Below are 23,470 nucleotides of genomic sequence, written 5' to 3'. Positions count from 1 at the left end.
ACAAATGCGGGGAGAGGATTCATATGGGGAAAGTTCGCCCGAAAATTGGATTGGCTCTAGGTTCTGGAGGGTCAAGGGGATATGCGCATATTGGTGTATTAAAAGTACTGCAAGAGGAAAATATTCCAATAGATATGATTACAGGAAGTAGTATGGGTGCTCTTGTTGGTTGTTTGTATGGTGTCGGTCATTCGCCTGATCAATTGCATCGCTTTGCTTCATTGTTTCAGAAGAAATATTTTGTTGACTTTATCATACCTAGGATGGGCTTTGTTGCAGGAAAGAAAGTGAAAAATTTAATTCGTTTGCTTGCGAAAGGAAAACAAATCGAGGATTTAAACCCTCGTATGGTGGTTGTGACTACTGATATTAATAAAGGAGAGCGAGTGTTATTTGATAAAGGAGACGTCGCTTCTGTCGTTCGAGCTAGTATTGCCATTCCGGGGATATTTGTACCTGAGGTGATTGAAGGTAAAACGTTAGTTGATGGAGGTGTGATCGATCGCGTACCTGTAACAGCAGTTAAACAAATGGGTGCTGACATTACAATTGCTGTTGATGTTTCTTATTTCAAACAAGAGGCAGAGGTAGAGACGATTTATGATATTATGGTTCAAAGTATGGATATTATGACACGAGAATTAATCCGTGCTCAAGAAATTGAAAGTACAGTTATGATTCGACCGATCGTAAAAAATGCTAATCCTTTGGCTTTTAGTGAGGTTGATGCTTTAATAAGTAGTGGTGAAGAAGCTACTAGAAATCAGATTGCCTTGATCAAAGAGGCAATTGCATCTTGGAAGGAGAATCAAACATGAAGTCCGAACAAAAAAAGCCTTTTTTGAGTAAGAAATGGATTGTATTAATTGTCATTTTATTGTTTATCCATTTCTTCCCACTTCCATATTATTATTCACAACCAGGTGATGCGAAAATTTTACGTGAAGTAATCGACGTTGCAGGTGGCTATGAAGAGGATGGGACATTTATGCTAACAACCGTACAGATGGGAAAAGCGAATCTTTTTTTCTATGGGTGGTCGTATTTAAGTCCGTATCGCTTATTGTATCATGAAGATCAAATACGCCAAAAAGGGGAAAGTGATGAGGAATATCATCATAGACAATTAATGGCGATGAGTAGCTCACAAGAGTCAGCTATGATTGTAGCGTACGAAGCTGCTGAAAAACCGATTGAATATGAATATCATGGAGTAGTTGTCACACAGTTAATTGAAAATATGCCTGCAGAAGAGGTTCTTGAAATGGGTGATCTCATTCTTGAAGTCGATAGTGAAGAAATACAAACAGCCGAACAATTAATACATACACTAAGCGATAAAAGTGTGGAAGAAACAGTGGAATTACTTATAAAACGTGAAAATGAGTACGTCGTTGTTGAAGTTGGTTTTGCTCCTTTTCCAGAAAAATTAGGTGTACAAAAAGGACAAGTAGGTATTGGTATCTCTTCTCCAGTTACTGAGCGAGATATTGTTGTAGATCCTGAAGTAATGATCGATACAAGTCAAATTGGAGGGCCTTCGGCTGGGCTCATGTTCGCATTAGAAATGTACAATCAATTAACAGAAGATAACGTGACATTGGGTTATCATATTGCTGGTACAGGTACGATCACTGAAGAAGGCGTTGTTGGTCGAATTGGTGGTGCACCACAGAAGGTGGTAGCAGCTGATCGTGCTGGAGCGGATTACTTCTTAGTTCCTAATGAGGCTGGTGCCCCGCAATCTAACTACGAAGAAGCATTAGCTGCAGCAGAGGATATTGGAACAGAAATGGAAATTATTCCGATTGATACATTTGAAGAAGCTTTAGAGTTTCTCGCCTCTATACCAAAATAAAAGGATTCAAGGTGTTTCAATAAGCGTTATGAAACACCAATCGTTAATGACTATGTAATTGAATTGGAGGATTAAATTCGGCTTTAATTGCTCTATACCTAGCATGAATTAAGAGTGGCTGTGCATAAATGACAGCTGCTCTTTCTTCAAGTTCGGCAATGCCCCCTGTCGCTTTTGCTCTTTTCGTAAGGATAGGGAGATTGCGCTGTTTTCTTGTTTGTTTTAAAAATTGTTGACCTTTTGTCGTAAAACCTAGTAATTGTATATGACGTAGCCCTTCAGAATGTGCTGTTTGCATCTCTTCTTTAGTTGTATTGGTTAAGACATGTGTCACTAGACGTTGTAATCGAGTTCTTGTGTATCGCTTCGTTTTTAAAAGCTCGATCCAATCGGTGTATGTAGGAGCAAATTTAATCGTTTCCTTAAGACGATATTCGAGTCCCTCTTCACATTCATATAAGTCTCGTAATTGCTCACAAGAGGAGGAAAGAATTTTATATTGTACGAATGGGTAATAGAGATCCCATGTATGGAGAAGCTTATTTTCTTTTTTGTACTTTGTCAAAAGGTTCACAGTAGACGCTGGCATAGTATGTGCAATATCTGCTAATGGTGTTCCTTCATTAATCGCTTTTCGTATACTTGTTGCACTTGCAATGTGATTGGAACTAATTGACTGTTCGTGAAAGTGTGCTTGTATTCTTTTTGTAGTAGTAGCCTTAATTGGGCTTCCTTGGTCTGTAATAGCCTTAACATAATGATAACCTAATATGTTGTTTGGCTCTGTTAAAGAGATGGCAGTCGGCCGATTTAAGCGTGTGAGGGCATTAGAGAATGCTCGCGGATAGCTTAAACCTAGTTTCATATGTTCTTGCACATATGAATTGATTGTTGAAAAGTCTTTTTGAATCGTATCAACTAATTCATAGAAAGGGAGTATATCACCAGCTTCACTTCCAAAGTGAATGAATTCGACTCCAAGCTCAGTTAAAAGTTGAACAGCACCATGTGCAAAGTACTCAGCCTTTTGTGCTGAAAATGGATAGGGTAGCTCGATGACTAAATCAGCTCCATTCGCTAAAGCCATTTCTGTTCGTGACCATTTTGAAATAAGAGCAGGTTCCCCTCTTTGTAAAAAAGTACCGCTCATCACGACAATGACGATATCGGCTTCTGTTTCTTTCTTAGCTTGTGTTAATTGATAAAGGTGTCCATTATGGAAGGGGTTATACTCAACAACGATGCCGACTGCTTGCATTGATTCTCCTCCTAAATTAATACGAATGAAATATGATGGATGAAAAAGGGTAAAATGAGTATTAGGTATAAATTTGTGAGTCTCTTTACTATCCCTTTTTGTCATGCTACAATAAACGTCATGTATAAAACAAGTATTTGTCTGTAAAGAAAAAAGATTGACATTCAAAAAAGGTAGATATATACTTAATCTTGTTGTCTTAGAGGTGATCAACATGTTGAAATGGTCCCTTCAGCAGCTAAACGTTGCGAAACATAAACCATTTACATTCGAAGAAACAATCGACTTGTCAAGTGTTATGAATATTAACAAAGAAATACGTAACGTTTCTCCTTTTAACGTGAAAGGTGAACTACTGTATAGAGGTTCTTTATTAACCTTTACGTTGCAAATTTCTGGTTCGTTGATTTTGCCTTGTTCAAGAACGTTGGCAGATGTTACGTTCCCTATTGATATTGAAGTCGTTAGGCAATATCATCCAAAGAATGATTATGTAACGGCAGATGTTGATCATGATGATATACAGTTCTTTGAAGGTGAAATGGTCGATCTGAAGCCTGCAATCGAAGAAGCTGTCTTATTAGAAATACCGATGCAACTATTTGCTGATGAGAAATCAGTTCCGTTGGCTCCTCCAGAGGGGAAACATTGGGAATTAGTAACAGATGAAAAGAAAGAAGATCGAATAGATCCTCGACTAGCAGATTTAGCTAAATTTTTTGACAAAGAGTAGGAAATGGAAGTCCCGACAAAGATGGAACCTTCATTTTTACAATGACTATTTAATTCTGTAAGGAGGTGGGAATGATGGCAGTACCTTTTAGAAGAACATCTAAAACTCGCAAAAATAAGCGTCGTACTCACATTAAGTTAGCAGTACCTGGAATGGTTAAATGTTCTGAATGTGGAGAATTAAAGCTAGCTCACCGTATTTGTAAAGAGTGTGGCTCATATAATGGCCGAAATGTTATAAGTAAATAAGCTTGAAAAAAACGGAAAGGTTTCATACCTTTTCGTTTTTTTTTGAATCATAATTTATAAGTGGCTCCTATTTAAAAGATAAGTGAGAAAAGATTTTTAGGAGATTAATCAAAGAGATGTAGGCGAATTCAGGGAGGGCGTCGACGCCACTCTTTACACGTTTTTCTGAAAGAACCCCGCTTTTTAGAAAAACTCAAATCCTTGTAACGGCTCAGCACGGCGCAACTAAGAAAAAAACGGTTACCGCGTTCTTCTTAATTAATATCTCCAATTAATATTTATGAAAATGAATACAACGTTGAAATGAAGGTCATAATTTATTAATAGAATTTGTTATTTTTTTATAATCGTGCGTCTTTCTAATCTAGTAGATGCATACGTATAGAATAATTATGAAAAATAAGGAGGGAATACATGTGAGTACAGTGAGGCAAGATGCTTGGTCAACAGATGAGGATTTAATATTAGCTGAAGTTGTTTTACGTCATATACGTGAAGGGAGCACGCAATTAGCGGCCTTTGAAGAAGTTGGTGACCGACTCTCAAGGACGAGTGCAGCTTGTGGATTTCGATGGAATTCAACGATTAGAAAAAAGTATGAATCAGCTATCTTATTAGCGAAGAAACAACGCTCAAAAGGAAAGAGGTTATTTCAAACAACTGAATATGACATGGAGCCAACCGTTGAACTGCAACCGCAATTATCGGAGGAGAAAGCACAGGTCGAAAGTGAAACGGAAGAATTACTTACAATGGAAAAGGTTGTTTCTTTTTTGAATGATTTTGCTCAAAAAAGCGCGGATCAAGTTTCTTTAACAGAATTTAAGGAATTACAAGAAGAAAATAAAAGATTAAAGAATAAGCTTGAGCATATTGAACAGGAAAAGAAAGTAATGGAAGATGACTATCGCACGTTACTATCTATTATGGAAAGGGCAAGAAAGCTAACGACCTATGAGACGACCACTGAATCATAACCAATAGCTAACACTTTGGATCTTATTTAGAATCCAGGGTGTTTTTTTATGGGTAAATGTATAGTTTACGTTCATAAAACAGAATATAACGCCTTAAATAGGTCTAAAGTTCTATATGTTCTAGTTGGAAAGAATGAGAAAATGTGATTGATAAAGAGTAAATGAATAGCAATGGCAGTATGTACATATGAAGAAGGGAGACGCTAGACGATGAATGTAACAATCATTGGATCTGGTGCAATAGGGATGCTACTAAGTTATTATTTTGTTGAGAAAGCGCAAACTATAACTTTAGTCGTAAGAAGAGATGAACAATTAAAGCAATTACAAAATGAAGGACTACAAATATATCGTTATGATCAAACACATCATAAAGTGAAAATTAAAACAATAACATTTGATCATTTTATGAGTTCAAGCGCTGTAACTGATTTAGCCGTCATTGCCGTTAAAGCATATGACTGGCCAAACGTTGATAAGAGCTTACAGAAACGAATGTCAACGATTAAGTCAATACTATTTTTACAAAATGGAATGCAACATCTTTCTTATTTGTCTCAATATACATGTTTAGAAGTAGCTGTTGGAGTCGTAGAGCATGGTGCGAAGCGAATAAATGATTTTACCGTTACTCATACAGGTGCGAGTGCAATTAAGTGGGGTTACGTTAAATGTAGTGAACAAAAGATAATTAGAACGATCTTAGACGAGATAGATCCTCTTCACTTCGAAGAGGTGACAAATTGGCATGAGGCATTGATGAAGAAAACAGTTGTAAATGTTTGTATTAATCCACTAACGGCACTTTTTCAAGTAAACAATGGTGAATTGTTAGCCAATAAGCACCTTACTACAATCATGAAACACTTATTTGATGAAGTCGTAGAAGTCTTTGAATTGATAGATCATGATAATGTGTGGAGCTATGTAACGAATATATGCGAACGAACTAGATACAATCAATCTTCCATGTATGTTGATTTACAACAAGGAAGAAAATCAGAAATTGAAGCGATTGTTGGAAGTGTGCAGAGAATGGGAAAAAAGAAGGGGATAAACACACCGTATCTTAATACGATGTTTGATGCTATTAAAGCAATAGAATGGCAGAAAGGGGTTAGATAATGGCAGTTTTTGTGTGGGTGATAGCCACTTTAGTTACACTTCCACTATTAAGTTGGTATGTTTGTTTTTGGATTTATATAAAACGAAAAAAAAATAAAAAAAATGCGATTCGTTTTGCTTCGGATTGGTCAACAGTTTTATTTATTGCATCCGTACACTTTATTTTATTAGAAATATTCGGTCGCTCGTTCTTATTCATTGTATTAGGTGTTGTTGTTCTTATTGCGATTGGCTTTACATGGTTACATTGGTATGTTTCAGAGGACATCCACATACGTAAGTTAATTAGAGGGATTTGGCGATTAAATTTTATTGTGTTCTTTCTCCTACACGTATCATTATTTTTTGTCGGATTATTTGTTAGTATTATTCGGTTAAATAGTTAGTTCATATTACTTTCTTGGAGGATCGTTCTTTGTTATAGTGATGAAGAAACGCTAAATGAAGGGACGCTAATAGAATGAACGTAGAGGAACTTGACTTAACCATTAATCGTTTTACCGATGATTATTTAGCATATAAAGAACAAGCAACGATTTTTTTTGATTATCTGATGCAAGATAAGGATGTTTTTAAAAAGCGACTTGATCATATTCAGACTCGTGAATTTAAACGAGAAGAACTTTTTACATATTTCAAAAAGAGCTATAAGGTACTCCCGAATCATGATGAAGCTATGAATCAAATTGAGAAATTTAAAGATTCTAAATCGGTTGTTGTTGTAGGAGGACAGCAAGCTGGCTTGTTAACGGGTCCATTATATACTATTTATAAAGCGATGACGATTGTTGCTCTTGCTAAGCAACAAGAACGTGAATTGGGTATAGGTGTTATCCCTATTTTTTGGATTGCTGGAGAGGACCATGATTTAGATGAAATCCGCTTTGTATATAAGCAACAAGGGTTGCGGTGGAAGAAGCACTTCTATGATACGGGTTCTTCGAATACATCGGCTACTAATGTGATATTAGATCATGCACAGATGGGTGAATGGGTAGAGGGTATTTTCGCAACATTGCCAGAAACCGCTTTTACTTGTGACTTATTTCAAAAAGTATCCGATTATGTAAAACAGTCGAATACGATGGTAGATTTTTTTCGGAATATCATGCATTGGTTCTTTGCTGAACAAGGGCTTCTTTTATTAGATGCACATGACCCGCTCATTCGCCAAATGGAGAAGGGCTATTTCAAACAATTAATTGATCAAGTTGATTGTCTACAAGTTGCTCAGCAAAAAGGAGATCATGAATTTAATCAATCAGGTTATGGAGAACCGATTGACACTGAACCGACAAATGCTCATTTGTTTCTCGAAGTTAATGGTGAGAGGAAACGTCTTGATTTTGAAGATGGTCTCTTTTTAGTACAAGGTACAGATGTTACATATTCGAAAGCAGATTTGCTATATTTACTTGATCAACATCCTGAACGATTCAGTAATAATGTTGTGACCCGCCCTTTAATGCAAGAGTGGTTATTGCCGGTATTGGCATTTGTAGGTGGTCCGGGAGAGATTGCATATTGGGCTACATTGAAGCCAGTATTTAAGTTGTTTGCGTTGAAAATCCCTCCTGTTCTGTTACGGTATCAAGTAACCTTTATTCCTACTCAAGTAAGCAAATGGCTGAGTGAACACAATTATAAGGCTACGCCTTTTCTAAAAGGAGAGATGAAAACGCTTCGTGATCAATGGTTAGAGAATGTGAATCCTTATCCAATTACTGAGGTTGTTGGGAATGTGAGAGAACAAGTACGCTCGCAACATGAGACTATTCGTGATTTAGCAGCAGAAATGGACCAAACCATTTATCATTTAAGTGAAAAAAATATCAATATGATTGAACAGCAGCTATCATTTATAGAAAATAAGATGAAAAAATTCGTTCGACAAACTCATGAAGAAGCACTTGCGAAATTTGTTGAGGCAGAGCATTGGTTATCCCCAATAAATAAACAGCAAGAGCGTATTATTCATCCGTTTGTGTTGATGAATGTCATCGGTGAGTGTGGATTTAAAAAATGGCTGTCAATGGAGTTGTCATTTAGTCGAAAACATAAGCTTTTATATTTGTGAGTATTTGTAAATAATTGCTGTCGGAATGAGTTTTGAAATCCTGTCCACAAGGGCAGGATTTTTTTTGTGGAGAAAATATTCATTTTAGGTGGTGTAAAGTGGGGGAATGTGGTACTTTAATGTTAGTAAGTGGAGGGAGATGGGCTAACGATGTTTATGGGGGAGTATCATCATAACGTTGATGATAAGGGTAGGATGATTGTTCCTGCTAAGTTTCGGGACGCTTTAGGGTCTACTTTTGTAGTAACTAGAGGTCTTGATCGTTGTTTGTTCGTTTACCCCCAAGCAGAATGGTTAAAGCTAGAAGAAAAGTTAAAGTCCCTTCCTTTTACGAAGAAAGATGCAAGAGCATTTACACGTTTTTTCTTTTCGGGTGCTACTGAATGTGAATTAGATAAGCAGAGTCGCGTCAACATTGCATCACCTTTACGTGAGTTTGCACAATTGGAAAAAGAATGTGTTGTTATAGGTGTTTCAAACCGTGTGGAAGTATGGAGCAAGGCAATTTGGGAAGAATATTTTGCAGAATCTGAAGAATCATTTAGTGAAATTGCAGAAAATATTGTTGACTTTGATTTTGATTTGTAGGTAAAGGGAGGTGAAGGCTTGTTTCATCACATTACTGTCTTGAAAGAGGAAGCAATCGAGGGACTACATATTAAGCCAGATGGAATTTATGTGGATTGTACATTAGGTGGAGCGGGACACTCTGCTATGATTGCAGCTCGGTTAAATGAACAAGGACATTTATATGCATTTGATCAAGATGATACGGCATTAGCACATGCAGAAGAAAAATTGGTGCAGTTTAAGGATAAAGTTACGTTAATTAAAAGCAACTTTCGTTATTTGAAGGAAGAGCTACACAAGCGAGGTGTGGATAAGGTTGACGGTGTTCTGTTTGATCTGGGTGTGTCCAGTCCACAGTTAGATGAAGCGGAAAGAGGATTTAGCTATCATCAGGATGCATTGCTTGATATGAGAATGGATCAAACACAAGAGCTTTCTGCTTACGAGGTGGTTAACGAATGGCCGTTTGCCAAGCTAGTATCAATCATTTCACGATATGGTGAAGAGAAGTTTGCTAAGCATATTGCACGAAAAATAGAAGCGAGACGGGAAGATAAGCCCATTGAGAAAACAACAGAATTAGTGGACGTTATTAAAGAAGCTATACCTGCTCCAGCAAGGCGTAAAGGAGGGCATCCAGCTAAACGCACGTTTCAAGCGATTCGCATAGCGGTGAACGATGAACTCGGTGCATTCGAGGAAGCTCTTGAAGATGCTATTGCTATTCTATCGGTAGGTGGACGAATTTCAGTGATTACGTTTCACTCTCTTGAAGATCGATTATGTAAAGAAATGATGAAAGAAAAAAGCAAAGGGCCTGATTTACCACCTGGGCTCCCAATTATTCCAGATGAGTATAAGCCTGAATTGTTGATGGTAACGAGGAAACCTGTCATTCCTAGTAATGAAGAATTGGAAATCAATAATCGAGCTCGTTCTGCTAAGCTACGTATTGCCGAAAAACGACGATAAGGGGGAATATAAAGTGAGCATGGTTGCACGTCAAACACAAGAACAACAACAAGGACAAGTTCAAACAACAAAGAGAATAAAAAGAGTACGTACAACGGTAACATTAGGTGAGAAATTAATCATAAGTATCGTAGCGATAACAGTGTTTGTCATTCTAAGTGTCATTGTACATAATTTTGCTACTCTTTATTCAGTCAATAAGGAAGTTCAACAATTAGAAACGGTTATTGCCCAGCAGCAAGAGGTTAATGAAGGTCTTCATTTACAAGTGCTCGAGTTAAGTGAGCCGGATCGAATATTATCGATTGCGAAAGAATTAGGAATGGTTTTAGATGATAATAAAGTAAAAGTTGTACAAAACTAGTTCTATTAGGAGCTAGTTTTTTCTCTCCATTTTATGTAGGATAAAAAAGGGCGCGTAGGAAGTAATTGAGGAATGAAGAATGTTAAGTAGAAGTGGTAATGATAGAGGTGAAGCGTAATGGAAATCAAAAGAGCGGTAACAAATAAAAGAGCTGTTTTTTTATTACTTGTGACAATAATCGTTTTCGTTACGCTAGTCGGTAGAATGGTCTATATTCAGACAGCGCAGTCAGTTGATGGGAATGATTTAGTTAAGATGGGGGAGCAGCGTTGGACACAAGAACAAGTGATCGAAGGGAAGAGAGGAACGATCTTTGATCGAGAAGGGAGTGCGATTGCTCAAGAAGTTCCCTCATATACAGTATATGCTATCCTCGATGAGGATCAACGGTTCTATGTTCGCAAGCCAGAAGAGACTGCTGTTAGTCTATCTCCTTATATTAACATGAGTGAAGAAGATTTACTTCGGTTGTTAACGAGTGATCGATTTCAAGTTGAGCTAGGGTCTGGAGCAAGAAACCTTACATACGAGCGAATGAAAGAAATAGAGGAGTTGGAACTTGAAGGTATTTATTTCCGTGAAGAACCACGGCGCTATTATCCGAAACAAACATATGCATCACATGTAATTGGTTATACAGACCGCGATATGGAAGAGGCACGAATGGGCTTGGAGAGAAGTTTAGATGAATATTTGCGAGCTGAGGATGGGAAGGTCCAATTTCAAACGGATCGTAGTTTGATAAGGTTGCCTAATTCGAATGAACGAGTAACCCCTCCAAAACATGGTCAGGATATTTATACGACGTTAGATTCAAATATTCAAACAGCATTGGAACAAGTTATGACTCAAGTTGATGGAGATTATGAGCCTGAAAGGATGATTGCGATCGTCGCTAACCCTAAAACAGGTGAAATCTTAGCGATGAGTAATCGTCCGAGCTTCAATCCAAATGAATACGAAAATATTACGAATTACTTAAACTATGCTGTTGCTGATCGCTATGAGCCGGGATCAACGATGAAGATCTTTACACTTGCTGCTGCGATTGAGGAAGGAGTCTATAATGGTGATGAACTCTATCAATCTGGTCAATATCAAATAGGTTCAAGTACGATTGGTGACCATAATAATCGAAGCGGTTGGGGGATGATTAGCTTTGATGAAGGCTTCCTTCGTTCATCCAACGTTGCAATGGCTCGGCTCACTCTTGAAAAGCTTGGTCAAGAAACAATCTACGATTATTTAGATAGGTTTGGCTTTGACCAGCCTACTGGAATTGATTTGCCGAGCGAAGTAAGTAGTGCAATTGATCGGAACGGTGCTGTGGAAGCAGCCTCTACTTCCTTCGGTCAAGGAACTGCTGTTACACCTATCCAACAAGTGCAGGCAGCTACTGCGATTGCAAATGAAGGGGAAATGATGAAACCTTACATTATTCAACAGATTGTTGATTCGCAAAGTGGGGATGTCATGTATGAAAATAAACCTGAGGTTGTAGGGGAGCCGGTGTCTGCGGATACTGCTGAACATGTAAAGAATTTACTTGAACAAGTAGTAACCTCTCCTGTTGGTACAGGGAATCCTTATTATTTAGAAGGGTTTGATGTGATCGGTAAAACGGGAACGGCTCAAATCCCCTCACCTTCTGGTGGGTACATAAGCGGCCATGGTGAAAATATCTTTTCATTTATTGGAATGGCTCCAAAGGATGATCCGAAGGTGCTCGTTTATGTTGCGGTGGAACGCCCCAAGATTGATTTGTTCCAATCAGGATCGGAGCCTACCGCTCTTATTTTCAATACTATTATGAAGCATAGTTTACAATATTTAAATATAACACCTTCAGAAGAAGAAATATCCGAGCAAATAAACGATGAATATATGGTGACTGATTATACAGAATTTGAAGGTAGTGACTTAGAGAAGGCAATAGACCAAACGGAATTAGAAGTAGTCAAATTAGGAAATGGCTCTCGTGTTATCTCTCAGCAACCGTTTGCTGGGAAAAGTGCATTACCTGGTGAGAAATTAATTTTATTGACAGATGAAGACAAGGTTACGATGCCGAATATAGTGGGATGGTCAAGTCGAGATGTTCGAAGATTAGCCGATGTTCTAGAAATGGATTTGGTGGTATTCGGGCATGGCTATGTTGTTGAACAAAGCGTTGAAGCAGGGACAGAATTACAGAGAGGTGAGTATATGATGGTCGAACTAGCCCCTGTGTATGACGGGAGATATGTAGACGTTGATGAAGGTGCTCTAAACGAAGTTGAATCTCAGGATGGAGAGTCGATAGATACCGAATAAATAGCCATGTTCTAACAGACCTCGTACAAGCATACGCTAGTAGCAAGCTGTAACTAGTATGTATGTAGGAGTGATTCGGTGAGAGTGTCTAACGTTACCGTCCGCAAACGTCTTATTCTAGTCTTATTCCTTGGATTTATAGCGTTCTTAATTATCATTTTAAGACTCGGCTATGTTCAATTTGCTATGGGTGAATGGTTAACTGAGAGAGCGGAAGATTCATGGAGTCGAGATGTACCATTTGAAGCAAAACGTGGTGAAATACTTGACCGAAATGATGTTGTCCTTGCAACAAATGTAAGTGCTCCTTCGATCATTGTTGTTCCTAGACAAGTGAAGGATCCAGTAGATGCTGCTGAGAAGCTAGCTAATGTATTAGACCTTGACCATAAAGACGTATATAGTGATATAACCAAAAATGCTTCAATGGTACATGTTGGGAGGAAGGTAGCAAAGGAAAAAGCTAGTGAAGTAAGAGATTTACGTTTACCTGGTGTATACATTGCCGAAGATAGTAAAAGGCATTATCCTTTCGGTTCTTATTTATCACATGTGCTCGGCTTCGCTGGGATTGACAATCAAGGATTGACTGGATTAGAGCTTTATTATGATGATGCATTAAAAGGTGATAAAGGCCATGTATCCTTTTTTGCAACTGCGAAGGGAAGTAAAATGCCTAATCTCGCAGATGAGTATACAGCCCCATTAAACGGTTTTGATTTGCGTTTGACGGTGGATAGTCAAATTCAAACGATCATGGAACGTGAGCTCGATATCGCTGAAGCCACATATCGACCAGATGGAGCAATCGCGATTGCGATGAATCCGAACACAGGTGAAATTTTGGGTATGAGTAGTCGACCAGATTACAATCCTGAACATTTTCGAGAAGTACCTGCCGATGTATATAACCAAAATAAACCAGTCTGGATGCAATATGAACCTGGTTCAACTTTTAAGATTATTACGTTAGCAGCTGCTATTGAAGAAGGTGAAGTTGACCTTAAAGAAGATTCCTTTTATGACCCTGGATACATTGAGGTGGCAGGTCGAAATATCCGTTGCTGGAAAAAGGGAGGACATGGACAGCAAACCTTTTTGGAAGTTGTTCAAAACTCTTGTAACCCAGGATTTGTTGAATTAGGTCAACGGTTAGGGACAGATAGGCTGTTTGACTATATTGAAAATTTTGGTTTTGGTGAGAAAACGGGAATTGATTTACAAGGTGAAGGAACCGGTATATTATTTGAACGAGACCGTGTCGGCCCGCTTGAGTTAGCAACGACATCTTTTGGCCAAGGAGTAGCGGTTACCCCACTGCAACAAGTGACGGCTGTGTCTGCTGCCGTTAATGGTGGTTATTTATATCAGCCGTTCATTGCAAAAGAATTTGTTGATTCTCTAACAGGAGAAATTGTCGAACAACATACACCAACGATGAAGAGGCAAGTGATTTCAGAGGAGACATCTAAAGATGTTCGTTATGCATTAGAGCATGTCGTAGCACTTGGTTCAGGAAAAGGCGCATATATTGACGGGTATCGAGTAGGTGGTAAAACAGGAACTGCGCAAAAAGCTAAGGATGGCCGTTACTTAGAAAATAATCATATTGTCTCATTTATTGGCTTTGCTCCAGCAGATGACCCACAAATTGTTGTTTATGTGGCCATCGATAACCCGAAGGATACGATCCAGTTTGGAGGAGTAGTAGCGGCACCAATCGTTGGGAATATTATTGAAGATTCCTTACTAGCAATGGGAGTAGAACAACGTACGGAACAGGTTGAAAAAGAATTAACTTGGTCAGATGTACCGCTTGTTGATGTGCCAGATTTAGTTGGTAGAACGCAACGTGAATTGAACGAATCGTATTATGATTTACAAATAGAAAGAGAAGGTGAAGGGAAGTATGTCCTAGCTCAATCACCCTCACCTGGGATTAAAGTATCAACTGGTTCAACAATTAGACTTTATATGGGTGACAATTGATCAGATTCCTTTTAAAATGAGGTAGGTATGTCAGCTGAAAAAGGAGACCTTTTATTTATGGACTTAAAAGAGTTATTAGAGCCTATTCGATTTCAACATATAGAAATGATAGAAAATCCGAAGGTAACTTCCATTACAATGGATTCTCGGGAAGTACAGCCTGGTGCCGTATTTTTTTGTATTAAAGGTTATACCGTTGATGGACATGATTTTGCTCAACAAGCAGTTGAAAAAGGAGCTGTGGCAGTTGTAGCTGAATATCCACTCTCGCTTTCTGTACCTGTTATTGTTGTGAAGGATTCACGTAGAATGATGGCGATAGTAGCTTGTCACTTTTATCGTTATCCGACTGAACAATTGAATTTAATTGGAGTAACTGGAACGAATGGAAAGACAACAGTAACTCACCTGATTGAACGAATGATGATCGATCATCATAAGAAAACAGGGCTAATAGGGACGATGTATACGAAAGTGGGAGATTCTATTCATGAAACAAAGAACACGACGCCTGAGTCGTTACCTTTACAAAAGCTATTTCATGAAATGATAGAAAACGATGTGGATACAGCCATTATGGAAGTCTCCTCACATGCTCTTCATCAAGGTCGTGTGCATGGTTGTGATTTTGATGTCGCAGTATTTACGAACTTGACACCTGATCATTTAGATTATCACGGAACTATGGAAAAGTATTTATATGCTAAAGGATTGTTATTCGCCCAGTTAGGCAATACCGTTTCTTCGAAGGTCGCGATCATTAATCAAGATGATCCCAGTAGTGAGGAATTAAAAAGGCTGACAGCGCAAAACATTATGACGTATGGGATTAAGTTAGACGCTGATGTGCGAGCAACCAATATCGATTTGTATCCGAACGGTACACATTTGACGATACGAGCTTTCGGTAATGAAGAACGATTTCATTTAAAGTTGATTGGACAATTTAGTGTCTATAATGTATTAGCTGCGGTAGCGGTCGGACTCACTTTTAATATGTCATTACAAGGGATGAAGAGTAGTTTAGAGTCTGTTACCGGTATAGACGGTCGATTTGAAACGATAGAATCTGACGAAGATTTCTCTGTCATTGTCGATTATGCCCATACGGCTGATAGTTTGGAAAATGTGCTAAGTACAATAAAGGGTCTTCAAGTGAACCGTATTATTGCAGTTGTTGGTTGTGGTGGTGATCGAGATAAGACGAAACGTCCTGCAATGGCTCAAATTGTTACTAAGTTGGCAGATAGAGCTATTTTCACTTCTGATAACCCACGTTCAGAGGAGCCAGCATCTATCATTGCTGATATGGTGTCTGGAGTGATCGATGGTGATTATGAAGTCATCATTGACCGTAGAGAAGCGATCGAGTATGCTATTAATTACGCTCAAGCGGGGGATGTTGTTCTGATCGCAGGGAAAGGACATGAAACCTATCAAATCATCGGTGATCAAACGATTCATTTTGATGATCGTGAAGAAGCAAGAGCTGCTTTACAAAAAAAGAAAAAGCATGGATTGTGAAAAAATGATTCTAAAAAATCCTGTTCAAAAGAGGGCACCAAAAAAGTTAAACACCACATTTTTTCAGCGCCCTCTAAAAAGTATTAGTATATTCATATAAAAACGAATGAATCATCATACAAGCAACATAAGAATAGAGAAAAGAAAGGGGGCGTGATGAATGATGTTAGAACGAATATTATTGTTAACATTAGTCTTATCATTCTTAATCGCAGTCCTATTATCACCCATTTTCATCCCATTTCTTCGTAGATTAAAATTTGGCCAAAGCATACGCGAGGAAGGGCCTGAATCACACAAAAAAAAGAGCGGTACACCGACAATGGGTGGACTTGTCATCGTTATATCGATTATTTTAACGTCATTGTTTATTTCCATTACGTACTTGTCTTTAAGTCAAGAAATACTGTTGTTACTACTTGTAACCGTGGGATTCGGACTAGTAGGTTTTTTAGATGATTTTATTAAAGTAGTATTGAAGAGAAATCTAGGATTAACATCAAAACAAAAACTCGCAGGTCAACTGTTCATTGCAACCTTATTTTATATCGGATTACGACAAATGAACTTATCTACGGAGATCACCATTCCGGCCACATCATTTTCGATTGACTTAGGATGGTTGTATTTACCGTTTATTATTATCATGTTAGTAGGTGCTTCTAATGCCGTTAATTTAACGGATGGTTTAGATGGTTTATTAGCAGGTACGGGTGCGGTCGCATTTGGAGCTTTTGCTGTTCTTGCGTGGTATGCTGACTTGATTGATATTTCGATTTTTAGTGCAGCGATTGTCGGGGCTGTACTCGGCTTTCTCGTCTATAATGCTCACCCTGCAAAAGTATTCATGGGGGACACAGGCTCACTAGCTCTTGGTGGTGCGATTGCAGCGATTGCGATTTTAACAAAAATGGAAATTTTATTAGTCATTATTGGTGGAGTGTTCGTCATTGAAACGTTATCTGTTATTATTCAAGTTATTTCTTTTAAAACTAGAGGGAAACGCATATTCAAAATGAGTCCACTACATCACCATTATGAGCTTTCTGGCTGGAGTGAATGGCGAGTCGTTGTGACCTTTTGGTTTGTTGGAATGATCTTTGCTGTGCTTGGAATCTATTTAGAGGTGTGGTTGTAATGAGAGCGACTGAACAGTTTAGAGGAATGAATGTATTAGTATTAGGATTGGCCAAAAGTGGGGAAGCTGCGGCAAGGCTTTTACATACACTCGGGGCATTTGTAACGATAAATGATTCCAAGCCATATGCTGATAATTCTCAAGCCCAACAATTAGAAGCACTTGGAATGAAGGTTATCTGTGGTCACCACCCAGTCGAATTGTTAAGCGATTCATTTCAACTCGTTGTCAAAAATCCTGGGATTCCTTATTCGAATGTGATGGTTCAAAAAGCAGAAGAGCTAAGGATACCTGTTATCACAGAGATTGAATTAACGTCAAGACTGAGTGAGGCAGATATCATTGCAATAACAGGTTCTAATGGTAAAACGACAACGACAACATTGATTTATGAAATGTTAAAAGGAAGCTCGAAAATTCCTACTATTGCAGGGAATATAGGAACCGTATCATGTGAAGTTGTACAGCAGGTAACGACTGAACATTGTATCGTTTTAGAGACGTCTAGCTTTCAATTACTCGGTACAACTCAATTCAAACCAAACATAAGTGTTGTATTAAATATCTTCGATGCCCACTTAGATTATCATGGGACGAAAGAAGAATATATACGAGCAAAGTCAAAGATATTTGAAAATCAAAATGATCAGGACTGGCTCATTTATAACTATGATGATCAACATCTTGTAGAAGCAGTCCACTATTCAAAAGCAAAAAAAATCCCTTTCTCTACAAAAGAGGAGCTTAAAGACGGTGCTTACATAAAAGGTGGACAGGTTTATTTTAAACAAGAACAAATTATTGAACTGAATGATATTGCCCTTCCAGGAATTCACAATTTAGAAAATATATTGGCTGCTGTTGCTGCATCATTGACAATGGGGGCCACACAACGCCAAATACAAGATGTATTAAAAACATTTAGTGGGGTTGCTCATCGCCTTCAATTTGTAGGTGAAGTTGACGAAAGGCGGTTCTATAATGATTCCAAGGCAACCAATAATTTGGCAACGAAAAAAGCACTCGGAGCGTTTAAAGATCCGATTGTCTTGTTAGCTGGCGGGCTTGATCGTGGCAATTCATTTGATGAACTCATCCCAGCTCTTGACCAAGTTCATGCCCTCGTTGTTTTTGGAGAAACCAAGGACAAAATTAGAGATGTTGCCATAAAAGCTGGCATTAAAACCATTATCGAGGCACAATGGATGGAAGATGCTGTTTCCGTTGCTTTTGAGAATTCCCATAGAGGAGATGTCATCTTACTGTCACCTGCTTGTGCGAGCTGGGATCAGTATCGTACGTTTGAAGAACGTGGGAACCGTTTTATTCAAGCAGTGGAGGCATTGTCGGTAGGAAGGTGACAAATATAAGGTATCTGAGAGGAAATTCCTTTTGGATATCTTTTTTCTTAACCTGCTACTTTAGTGTAACAGTAATTTCCTTTTTGTTGACATAAAAAAGGCGCTTCTTGTTAAAGAAACGCGTCCGCTATTTGAAGAAGACTACTTTATTCCGTTTTATTTACTAATTCAAAGGATTCTTCAAGATCATTCCATTTTACACTTACAGATATGATTTCATTTTCTTTGATTGTAGCTCCAGTCCCTCCGCTACCACTTTTAAGTGTGATTTCATTTGGCGATTCATCAAACTCTTGGAAGCCTCCTCCTCCTCCGGTTGTTGTTTCATAGGAATAATCAACTCTCTTTATTGATTGCATCTCCTCTAAAGAACCTATAAATGTAAGTACGAATGTATCGTTACTTTCATGTGAGTAGCTAGTTCTATTATCCTCTTCTTTCCAGAGTTCCGTTCCTTCATAGATGTATTCTGCTTCCCAGTACTGCCCCTCTCCTGTAAATGAATACTTGTTCTTCATAACTTCTTCATTGGAACATGCAGAAAGCAACAACATCAAAAATATGAATCCAGCTGTAAATAAACGTTTCATTATATATCTCCCTCCCAATTGTAATCTTAACATAACTTATACAATAATTAGTTGTTTTACTATTTTATTGAATATAATAACTCGTCGTTCTCTTGTTCAGCAATCGCCTCCGTTCCTTCATCAATTAAACTGACCAATAGTGAACGAGCGTATCTGCTTCTTTAAGATACGACTCCATCCCTTCAATAAATATTAGTTTATAATTAAATCACCATTCTTTTTATACAAGTCAATTAGTTCATCAAGGTGTGTCTCAATTTCCTTATTTAATTTATCGATACTTTCTTGTTTCATGAAATCTATCCCTTTGGCAGATGCTGGACTAAAGAATTTTTCATTCATGTACTCTTGTATATATGGATCTCTTGAGTAGTATGTATCCCTCCAAATTTCATAATATTCCTCTGGTTGAATATCAAGCGCAACGGCTTGTTCTTCATAGAACTGTCTGTTATTTTCTTGTACGTGTTGAAGGATTTCTGATGGGTCAAGACCTGGATATAGACTATTTTTATTCCTTTCAATTTCCTCTCTCGACACATGGATTCCCATTTCCTTCGCTTCAATCACAATAATCTCTTCTTTTATGTATATTTCTATATGTTCATCATTTAGTGGGTATAAGGCTAATATATCTCTTCCTTTAATTTCTTCCCCTTTTAAGACAGCAATCACATCTTCATTTTCATAACTTGTTCCAGAACAAGCTGTTAATAAAAGTAGGAAAATAAATAATATTCTAAATTTCATAATTTCCTCCCAATATCATAGTATACCAATCTTGTACTAAAATGCTCCGTTCGTTTAAGTATAATCTTTCACAAATTTGATTGCATTATATATAAATATGTGTGTACCTTCCTCAACAATACTGCTAGGTTGTTGAGTTTTTAACAGTCTATTATGTTTTAAACAGCACCTTATTAGGGGAAGCGTTTGTTTTATCGTTCAGGCTGACTTTAGAACGATCATCGAATAGTCAAATGTTCGTTCTTCATTCACATGTCAATTGGACATGTTTTTCTCATCTGTGCATAGGTTATAGTACAGGGATTACGATGTACTTTAATGAAATGTTGAGGTGTTTATATGGATAAGGGGAGAAGGGCACCGGATTATTTATTAATGCTCACGACATTTTCTTTATTAGCGATAGGTCTTTTAATGGTTTATAGCGCGAGTGAAGCGTGGGCAAGCTACCGGTTTGATGATTCGCTTTTCTTTTTGAAGCGTCAAATGTTTTTCGCTGGATTAGGGATTGTTGCGATGTTATTTATGATGAGAATTGACTATTGGACGTGGCGAACCTGGTCTAAAGTTTTACTAGTCATTTGTTTTATCCTACTAGTTATCGTTTTAATACCAGGAGTCGGCTTAGTTCGTGGTGGTGCACGTAGTTGGTTAGGGGTGGGTGCCTTTTCAATCCAGCCTTCAGAATTTATGAAAATGGCCATGATTGCTTTTTTAGCTAGCTATTTATCAAGGAACCAAAAGAAGATTATCTCTTTTAAAAAAGGTCTTTTACCTTCACTTTCACTTGTTATGTTAGCGTTCGGCATGATTATGCTTCAACCGGATTTAGGGACAGGAGCTGTTATGGTTGGAACATGTGTTGTGATGATATTCATTGCTGGAGCGAGAATTAGCCATTTCATGTGGCTTGGGATGGTAGGGGTTGCTGGTTTTGTAGCTCTAATTGCATCAGCCCCATATCGTATAGAGCGTATAACATCATTTCTTAATCCTTGGTCAGATCCGTTAGGAAGTGGTTTTCAGATTATACAATCACTTTATGCGGTTGGTCCTGGTGGATTATTGGGGCAAGGGCTAGGGGAGAGTAGACAGAAATACTTTTATTTACCCGAGCCACAAACAGACTTTATTTTCGCTATTTTGGCTGAAGAGCTTGGCTTTATTGGTGGAACAATTGTTATTTGTTTATTTGGAATCCTTTTGTGGAGAGGTATTAAGGTTGCGTTAGCGGCACCTGATTTATTTGGTAGCTTTCTAGCAGTTGGAATTATTTCAATGGTTGCAATACAAGTCATGATAAATATTGGCGTTGTTACTGGACTAATGCCAGTAACAGGGATTACTCTTCCTTTGTTGAGCTATGGTGGTTCCTCTCTTACGCTAATGCTATTATCGATCGGTGTCCTACTAAATATTAGTCGTCATTCGCGATAAATCTTATTTAGTAGAAGAGATCACTTATTTTGATTGAAATGAAATTGTAATGATCGTTAATATGTATTTAATGAAGATGTTGTATTTTATTATGTATATTCGGTGTTCAGTTCATGATAAAATGAAGATAAATGGATAATTTGGAGGAAGATCATGAGAGTAGTTGTTAGTGGTGGAGGAACGGGCGGACATATTTATCCGGCGTTAGCGCTCATTAAAGAAATGAAACGAATAAATAGCGATGTGGAGATTCTGTATGTTGGGACTGAAAAAGGGCTTGAATCTGAGATCGTCACACGTGAACATATCCCATTTAAATCGATTCCGATTACCGGATTTAAGCGCTCGATTTCTTTAGAAAATATAAAAACTGTGTATAGGTTTCTTTCTGGAACTCGGAAGATGAAATCTTTACTTCGAGAATTTAAACCAGATGTTGTGATAGGTACAGGAGGCTATGTTTGTGGACCGGTTGTCTACGCTGCAGCAAAACTAAAAATCCCGACAGTTGTTCATGAACAGAATAGTGTACCAGGCCTGACGAATAAATTTTTGAGTAAGTATGTCGATAAAGTTGCCATTTGCTTTGAGGAAGCAAAGCACTTCTTTCCAAGTCAAAAGGTCGTTTTGACTGGTAATCCAAGAGCATCTGAAGTGATGAATGTTGATGCTTCAGCAGGTAGACGCTCATTATCCTTGAATGAGCATCAAAAAACGGTACTTATCGTTGGAGGAAGTCGAGGGGCTAGACCAATTAATGAAGCGTTTTTGACGATCATTGGGAAATTGAAACATAAATCATATCAAATCGTATATGTTACAGGGACTGTACATTATGATCGAATTATGGAGCAAATGAAAAAGCATGATCATCCTCAAAATGTAACAATCAAGCCATTTATTCATAATATGCCAGATGTATTAGGGGCGGTGGATTTAATTGTCGCTCGTGCTGGAGCTACAACATTAGCTGAAATTACTGCCCTTGGACTCCCAAGTATTCTAATTCCAAGTCCATATGTGACCAATAATCATCAGGAGAAAAATGCACAATCACTAGCAAATAATAATGCTGCAATAGTGTTGAAGGAGACAGAAATGTCAGGCGACCTCTTGTTAGAAGAGATCGATCACATTCTAACAAGTGAAGATAAATGGATGCAAATGTCTACTTCATCAAAGGAGTTAGGACTCCCTAATGCAGCTAGACATTTATATGAGGTGTTAGACGAATTAACGAAAAATGGATCGTAAAGGTGGAAGATAGTATGGATTGGATTGAGGAACTTAAACAAGCGAATATTGGAAAGGTAAAGGTTCAAGAGCCACTTGCTAATCATACTACGTGGAAAATAGGTGGTCCCGCTGACGTGCTTGTTATTCCTGACAGTATGAAGAATTTAGAAAGAGCGATGTCTATCATTACAAAAAATGAAATTCCTTGGCTAGTCATCGGTAGAGGCTCTAATTTACTTGTTGGCGATGGTGGTATTGAAGGAGTTGTCATTAAGTTGGATCGTGGAATGGACGACATGAAAGTTGAAGGTGAAACGGTAACGGTTGGTGGTGGATACTCAACCATTAAATTAGCAACTCTTCTTAGTCGACAAGGGTTGTCTGGTTTAGAGTTTGCTGGTGGTATTCCTGGTTCAGTAGGTGGAGCTGTCTTTATGAATGCCGGTGCTCATGGAACGGAGATAGCTGATATCCTGTTGGAAGCAACGATTTTGAAGGAGGATGGATCACTTGAAGTGTGGACGAAAGACGAAATGAATTTCGATTATCGTACGTCTAGGCTCCAAAAGGAAAAAGGAATTTGCGTTGAAGCAGTGCTTCAATTAAAGAAAGGTGACCGCTCGATCATTGTGAAGGAAATGCAAGCGAATAAAGATTATCGTCGAGATTCCCAACCATGGAAACATCCGACGTGTGGAAGTGTTTTTCGTAATCCGCTTCCGTTCTATGCTGGTCAGTTAATTGAAGAAGCTGGTTTAAAAGGTTATCAAATTGGTGGTGCGCAAATTTCGCTTATGCACGCTAATTTTATTGAGAATGTCAATCAAGCAAGAGCAACGGATGTTATTGATTTAATTAATCATGCGAAGAAAGTGATTCAAGAAACAAAACAAATAGAACTTAAGACGGAAGTAGAAATGATTGGAAAACATTCTTAATACTAATAGACT

22 protein-coding genes are annotated in these 23,470 nt (G+C 38.1%); 19 read left to right on the top strand and 3 right to left on the bottom strand.

Annotated elements, in window-relative coordinates:
• Positions 1–23: 23 nt before the first annotated feature.
• A complete protein-coding gene (locus ACERJO_RS05440) occupies positions 24–818 on the top strand; it encodes a patatin-like phospholipase family protein (RefSeq protein ID WP_247103835.1) in 795 nt (264 codons plus the stop codon).
• Positions 815–1,858: a SepM family pheromone-processing serine protease gene (locus ACERJO_RS05435; protein WP_247103837.1), complete on the top strand. Its 1,044-nt coding sequence runs from the start codon at positions 815–817 to the stop codon at positions 1,856–1,858. The genes ACERJO_RS05440 and ACERJO_RS05435 overlap by 4 nt, the downstream gene beginning before the upstream one ends.
• A 43-nt stretch (positions 1,859–1,901) precedes the next feature.
• Here the strand turns inward: ACERJO_RS05435 and ACERJO_RS05430 are convergent, their stop codons facing one another.
• Complete coding sequence (locus ACERJO_RS05430) at positions 1,902–3,116, bottom strand: nucleotidyltransferase (protein ID WP_373646816.1); 1,215 nt, start codon at positions 3,114–3,116, stop codon at positions 1,902–1,904.
• A 214-nt stretch (positions 3,117–3,330) separates the two neighbouring features.
• Here ACERJO_RS05430 and ACERJO_RS05425 point away from each other — a divergent pair, with 214 nt between their 5' ends.
• The 14 genes from ACERJO_RS05425 (at position 3,331) to murD (ending at position 18,507) form a co-directional block, all read left to right on the top strand.
• Positions 3,331–3,849, top strand: a complete 519-nt coding sequence (locus ACERJO_RS05425; RefSeq protein ID WP_247103839.1) for a YceD family protein — start codon at positions 3,331–3,333, stop codon at positions 3,847–3,849.
• Positions 3,850–3,923: 74 nt separating this feature from the next.
• Positions 3,924–4,097 (top strand): 50S ribosomal protein L32, encoded by a 174-nt coding sequence (gene rpmF, locus ACERJO_RS05420; protein WP_247103840.1) that lies wholly within the window; start codon positions 3,924–3,926, stop codon positions 4,095–4,097.
• A gap of 416 nt (positions 4,098–4,513) precedes the next feature.
• Entirely contained in the window at positions 4,514–5,074 is a 561-nt protein-coding gene (locus tag ACERJO_RS05415) for an RsfA family transcriptional regulator (protein WP_247103841.1), read from the top strand.
• 210 nt (positions 5,075–5,284) lie between these two features.
• Positions 5,285–6,199: a ketopantoate reductase family protein gene (locus tag ACERJO_RS05410; RefSeq protein ID WP_247103842.1), complete on the top strand. Its 915-nt coding sequence runs from the start codon at positions 5,285–5,287 to the stop codon at positions 6,197–6,199.
• Positions 6,199–6,585 (top strand): DUF3397 domain-containing protein, encoded by a 387-nt coding sequence (locus tag ACERJO_RS05405; protein ID WP_247103843.1) that lies wholly within the window; start codon positions 6,199–6,201, stop codon positions 6,583–6,585. The genes ACERJO_RS05410 and ACERJO_RS05405 overlap by 1 nt, the downstream gene beginning before the upstream one ends.
• A gap of 74 nt (positions 6,586–6,659) precedes the next feature.
• Positions 6,660–8,276 carry a bacillithiol biosynthesis cysteine-adding enzyme BshC gene (gene bshC, locus ACERJO_RS05400; protein ID WP_247103845.1) on the top strand — a complete coding sequence of 539 codons (1,617 nt, stop codon included), beginning with the start codon at positions 6,660–6,662 and terminating at the stop codon, positions 8,274–8,276.
• A 150-nt stretch (positions 8,277–8,426) separates the two neighbouring features.
• Complete coding sequence (gene mraZ / locus ACERJO_RS05395; RefSeq protein WP_247104131.1) at positions 8,427–8,864, top strand: division/cell wall cluster transcriptional repressor MraZ; 438 nt, start codon at positions 8,427–8,429, stop codon at positions 8,862–8,864.
• A gap of 18 nt (positions 8,865–8,882) precedes the next feature.
• Complete coding sequence (gene rsmH / locus ACERJO_RS05390; RefSeq protein ID WP_373646811.1) at positions 8,883–9,818, top strand: 16S rRNA (cytosine(1402)-N(4))-methyltransferase RsmH; 936 nt, start codon at positions 8,883–8,885, stop codon at positions 9,816–9,818.
• A gap of 19 nt (positions 9,819–9,837) precedes the next feature.
• Positions 9,838–10,182 (top strand): cell division protein FtsL, encoded by a 345-nt coding sequence (gene ftsL / locus ACERJO_RS05385; protein WP_247104133.1) that lies wholly within the window; start codon positions 9,838–9,840, stop codon positions 10,180–10,182.
• A 117-nt stretch (positions 10,183–10,299) separates the two neighbouring features.
• The gene (locus ACERJO_RS05380) at positions 10,300–12,495 is read left to right on the top strand and encodes a penicillin-binding transpeptidase domain-containing protein (RefSeq protein WP_373646809.1); all 2,196 of its coding nucleotides are present in this window, start codon (positions 10,300–10,302) and stop codon (positions 12,493–12,495) included.
• 78 nt (positions 12,496–12,573) lie between these two features.
• Positions 12,574–14,484 (top strand): stage V sporulation protein D, encoded by a 1,911-nt coding sequence (locus ACERJO_RS05375; protein WP_373646807.1) that lies wholly within the window; start codon positions 12,574–12,576, stop codon positions 14,482–14,484.
• Positions 14,485–14,541: 57 nt separating this feature from the next.
• Positions 14,542–16,008 carry a UDP-N-acetylmuramoyl-L-alanyl-D-glutamate--2,6-diaminopimelate ligase gene (locus ACERJO_RS05370; protein ID WP_373646854.1) on the top strand — a complete coding sequence of 489 codons (1,467 nt, stop codon included), beginning with the start codon at positions 14,542–14,544 and terminating at the stop codon, positions 16,006–16,008.
• Between the two features lie 163 nt (positions 16,009–16,171).
• On the top strand, positions 16,172–17,146 hold the full coding sequence (mraY, locus tag ACERJO_RS05365) for a phospho-N-acetylmuramoyl-pentapeptide-transferase (protein ID WP_247104138.1): 975 nt from the start codon (positions 16,172–16,174) through the stop codon (positions 17,144–17,146).
• The gene (gene murD / locus ACERJO_RS05360; RefSeq protein WP_373646805.1) at positions 17,146–18,507 is read left to right on the top strand and encodes a UDP-N-acetylmuramoyl-L-alanine--D-glutamate ligase; all 1,362 of its coding nucleotides are present in this window, start codon (positions 17,146–17,148) and stop codon (positions 18,505–18,507) included. The genes mraY and murD overlap by 1 nt, the downstream gene beginning before the upstream one ends.
• Positions 18,508–18,653: 146 nt before the next feature.
• On the opposite strand, the gene ACERJO_RS05355 is transcribed toward murD, so the two are convergent.
• Positions 18,654–19,097, bottom strand: a complete 444-nt coding sequence (locus ACERJO_RS05355; RefSeq protein WP_373646802.1) for a hypothetical protein — start codon at positions 19,095–19,097, stop codon at positions 18,654–18,656.
• Between the two features lie 192 nt (positions 19,098–19,289).
• On the bottom strand, positions 19,290–19,847 hold the full coding sequence (locus tag ACERJO_RS05350) for a hypothetical protein (RefSeq protein WP_373646800.1): 558 nt from the start codon (positions 19,845–19,847) through the stop codon (positions 19,290–19,292).
• 339 nt (positions 19,848–20,186) lie between these two features.
• Here ACERJO_RS05350 and spoVE point away from each other — a divergent pair, with 339 nt between their 5' ends.
• The 3 genes from spoVE to murB all read left to right on the top strand — a co-directional run bounded on the left by spoVE (position 20,187) and on the right by murB (position 23,458).
• Positions 20,187–21,284 (top strand): stage V sporulation protein E, encoded by a 1,098-nt coding sequence (gene spoVE, locus ACERJO_RS05345; RefSeq protein WP_247103856.1) that lies wholly within the window; start codon positions 20,187–20,189, stop codon positions 21,282–21,284.
• 153 nt (positions 21,285–21,437) lie between these two features.
• A complete protein-coding gene (gene murG, locus ACERJO_RS05340; protein WP_373646797.1) occupies positions 21,438–22,538 on the top strand; it encodes an undecaprenyldiphospho-muramoylpentapeptide beta-N-acetylglucosaminyltransferase in 1,101 nt (366 codons plus the stop codon).
• Positions 22,539–22,552: 14 nt separating this feature from the next.
• Complete coding sequence (gene murB / locus ACERJO_RS05335) at positions 22,553–23,458, top strand: UDP-N-acetylmuramate dehydrogenase (protein WP_247103858.1); 906 nt, start codon at positions 22,553–22,555, stop codon at positions 23,456–23,458.
• Positions 23,459–23,470: the final 12 nt, after the last annotated feature.

The sequence above is a fragment of the Halalkalibacter sp. AB-rgal2 genome (assembly GCF_041821005.1).
Classification (GTDB): Bacteria; Bacillota; Bacilli; order Bacillales; family Bacillaceae_D; genus Halalkalibacter.
This window is presented reverse-complemented; position numbering and strand designations above follow the sequence as displayed.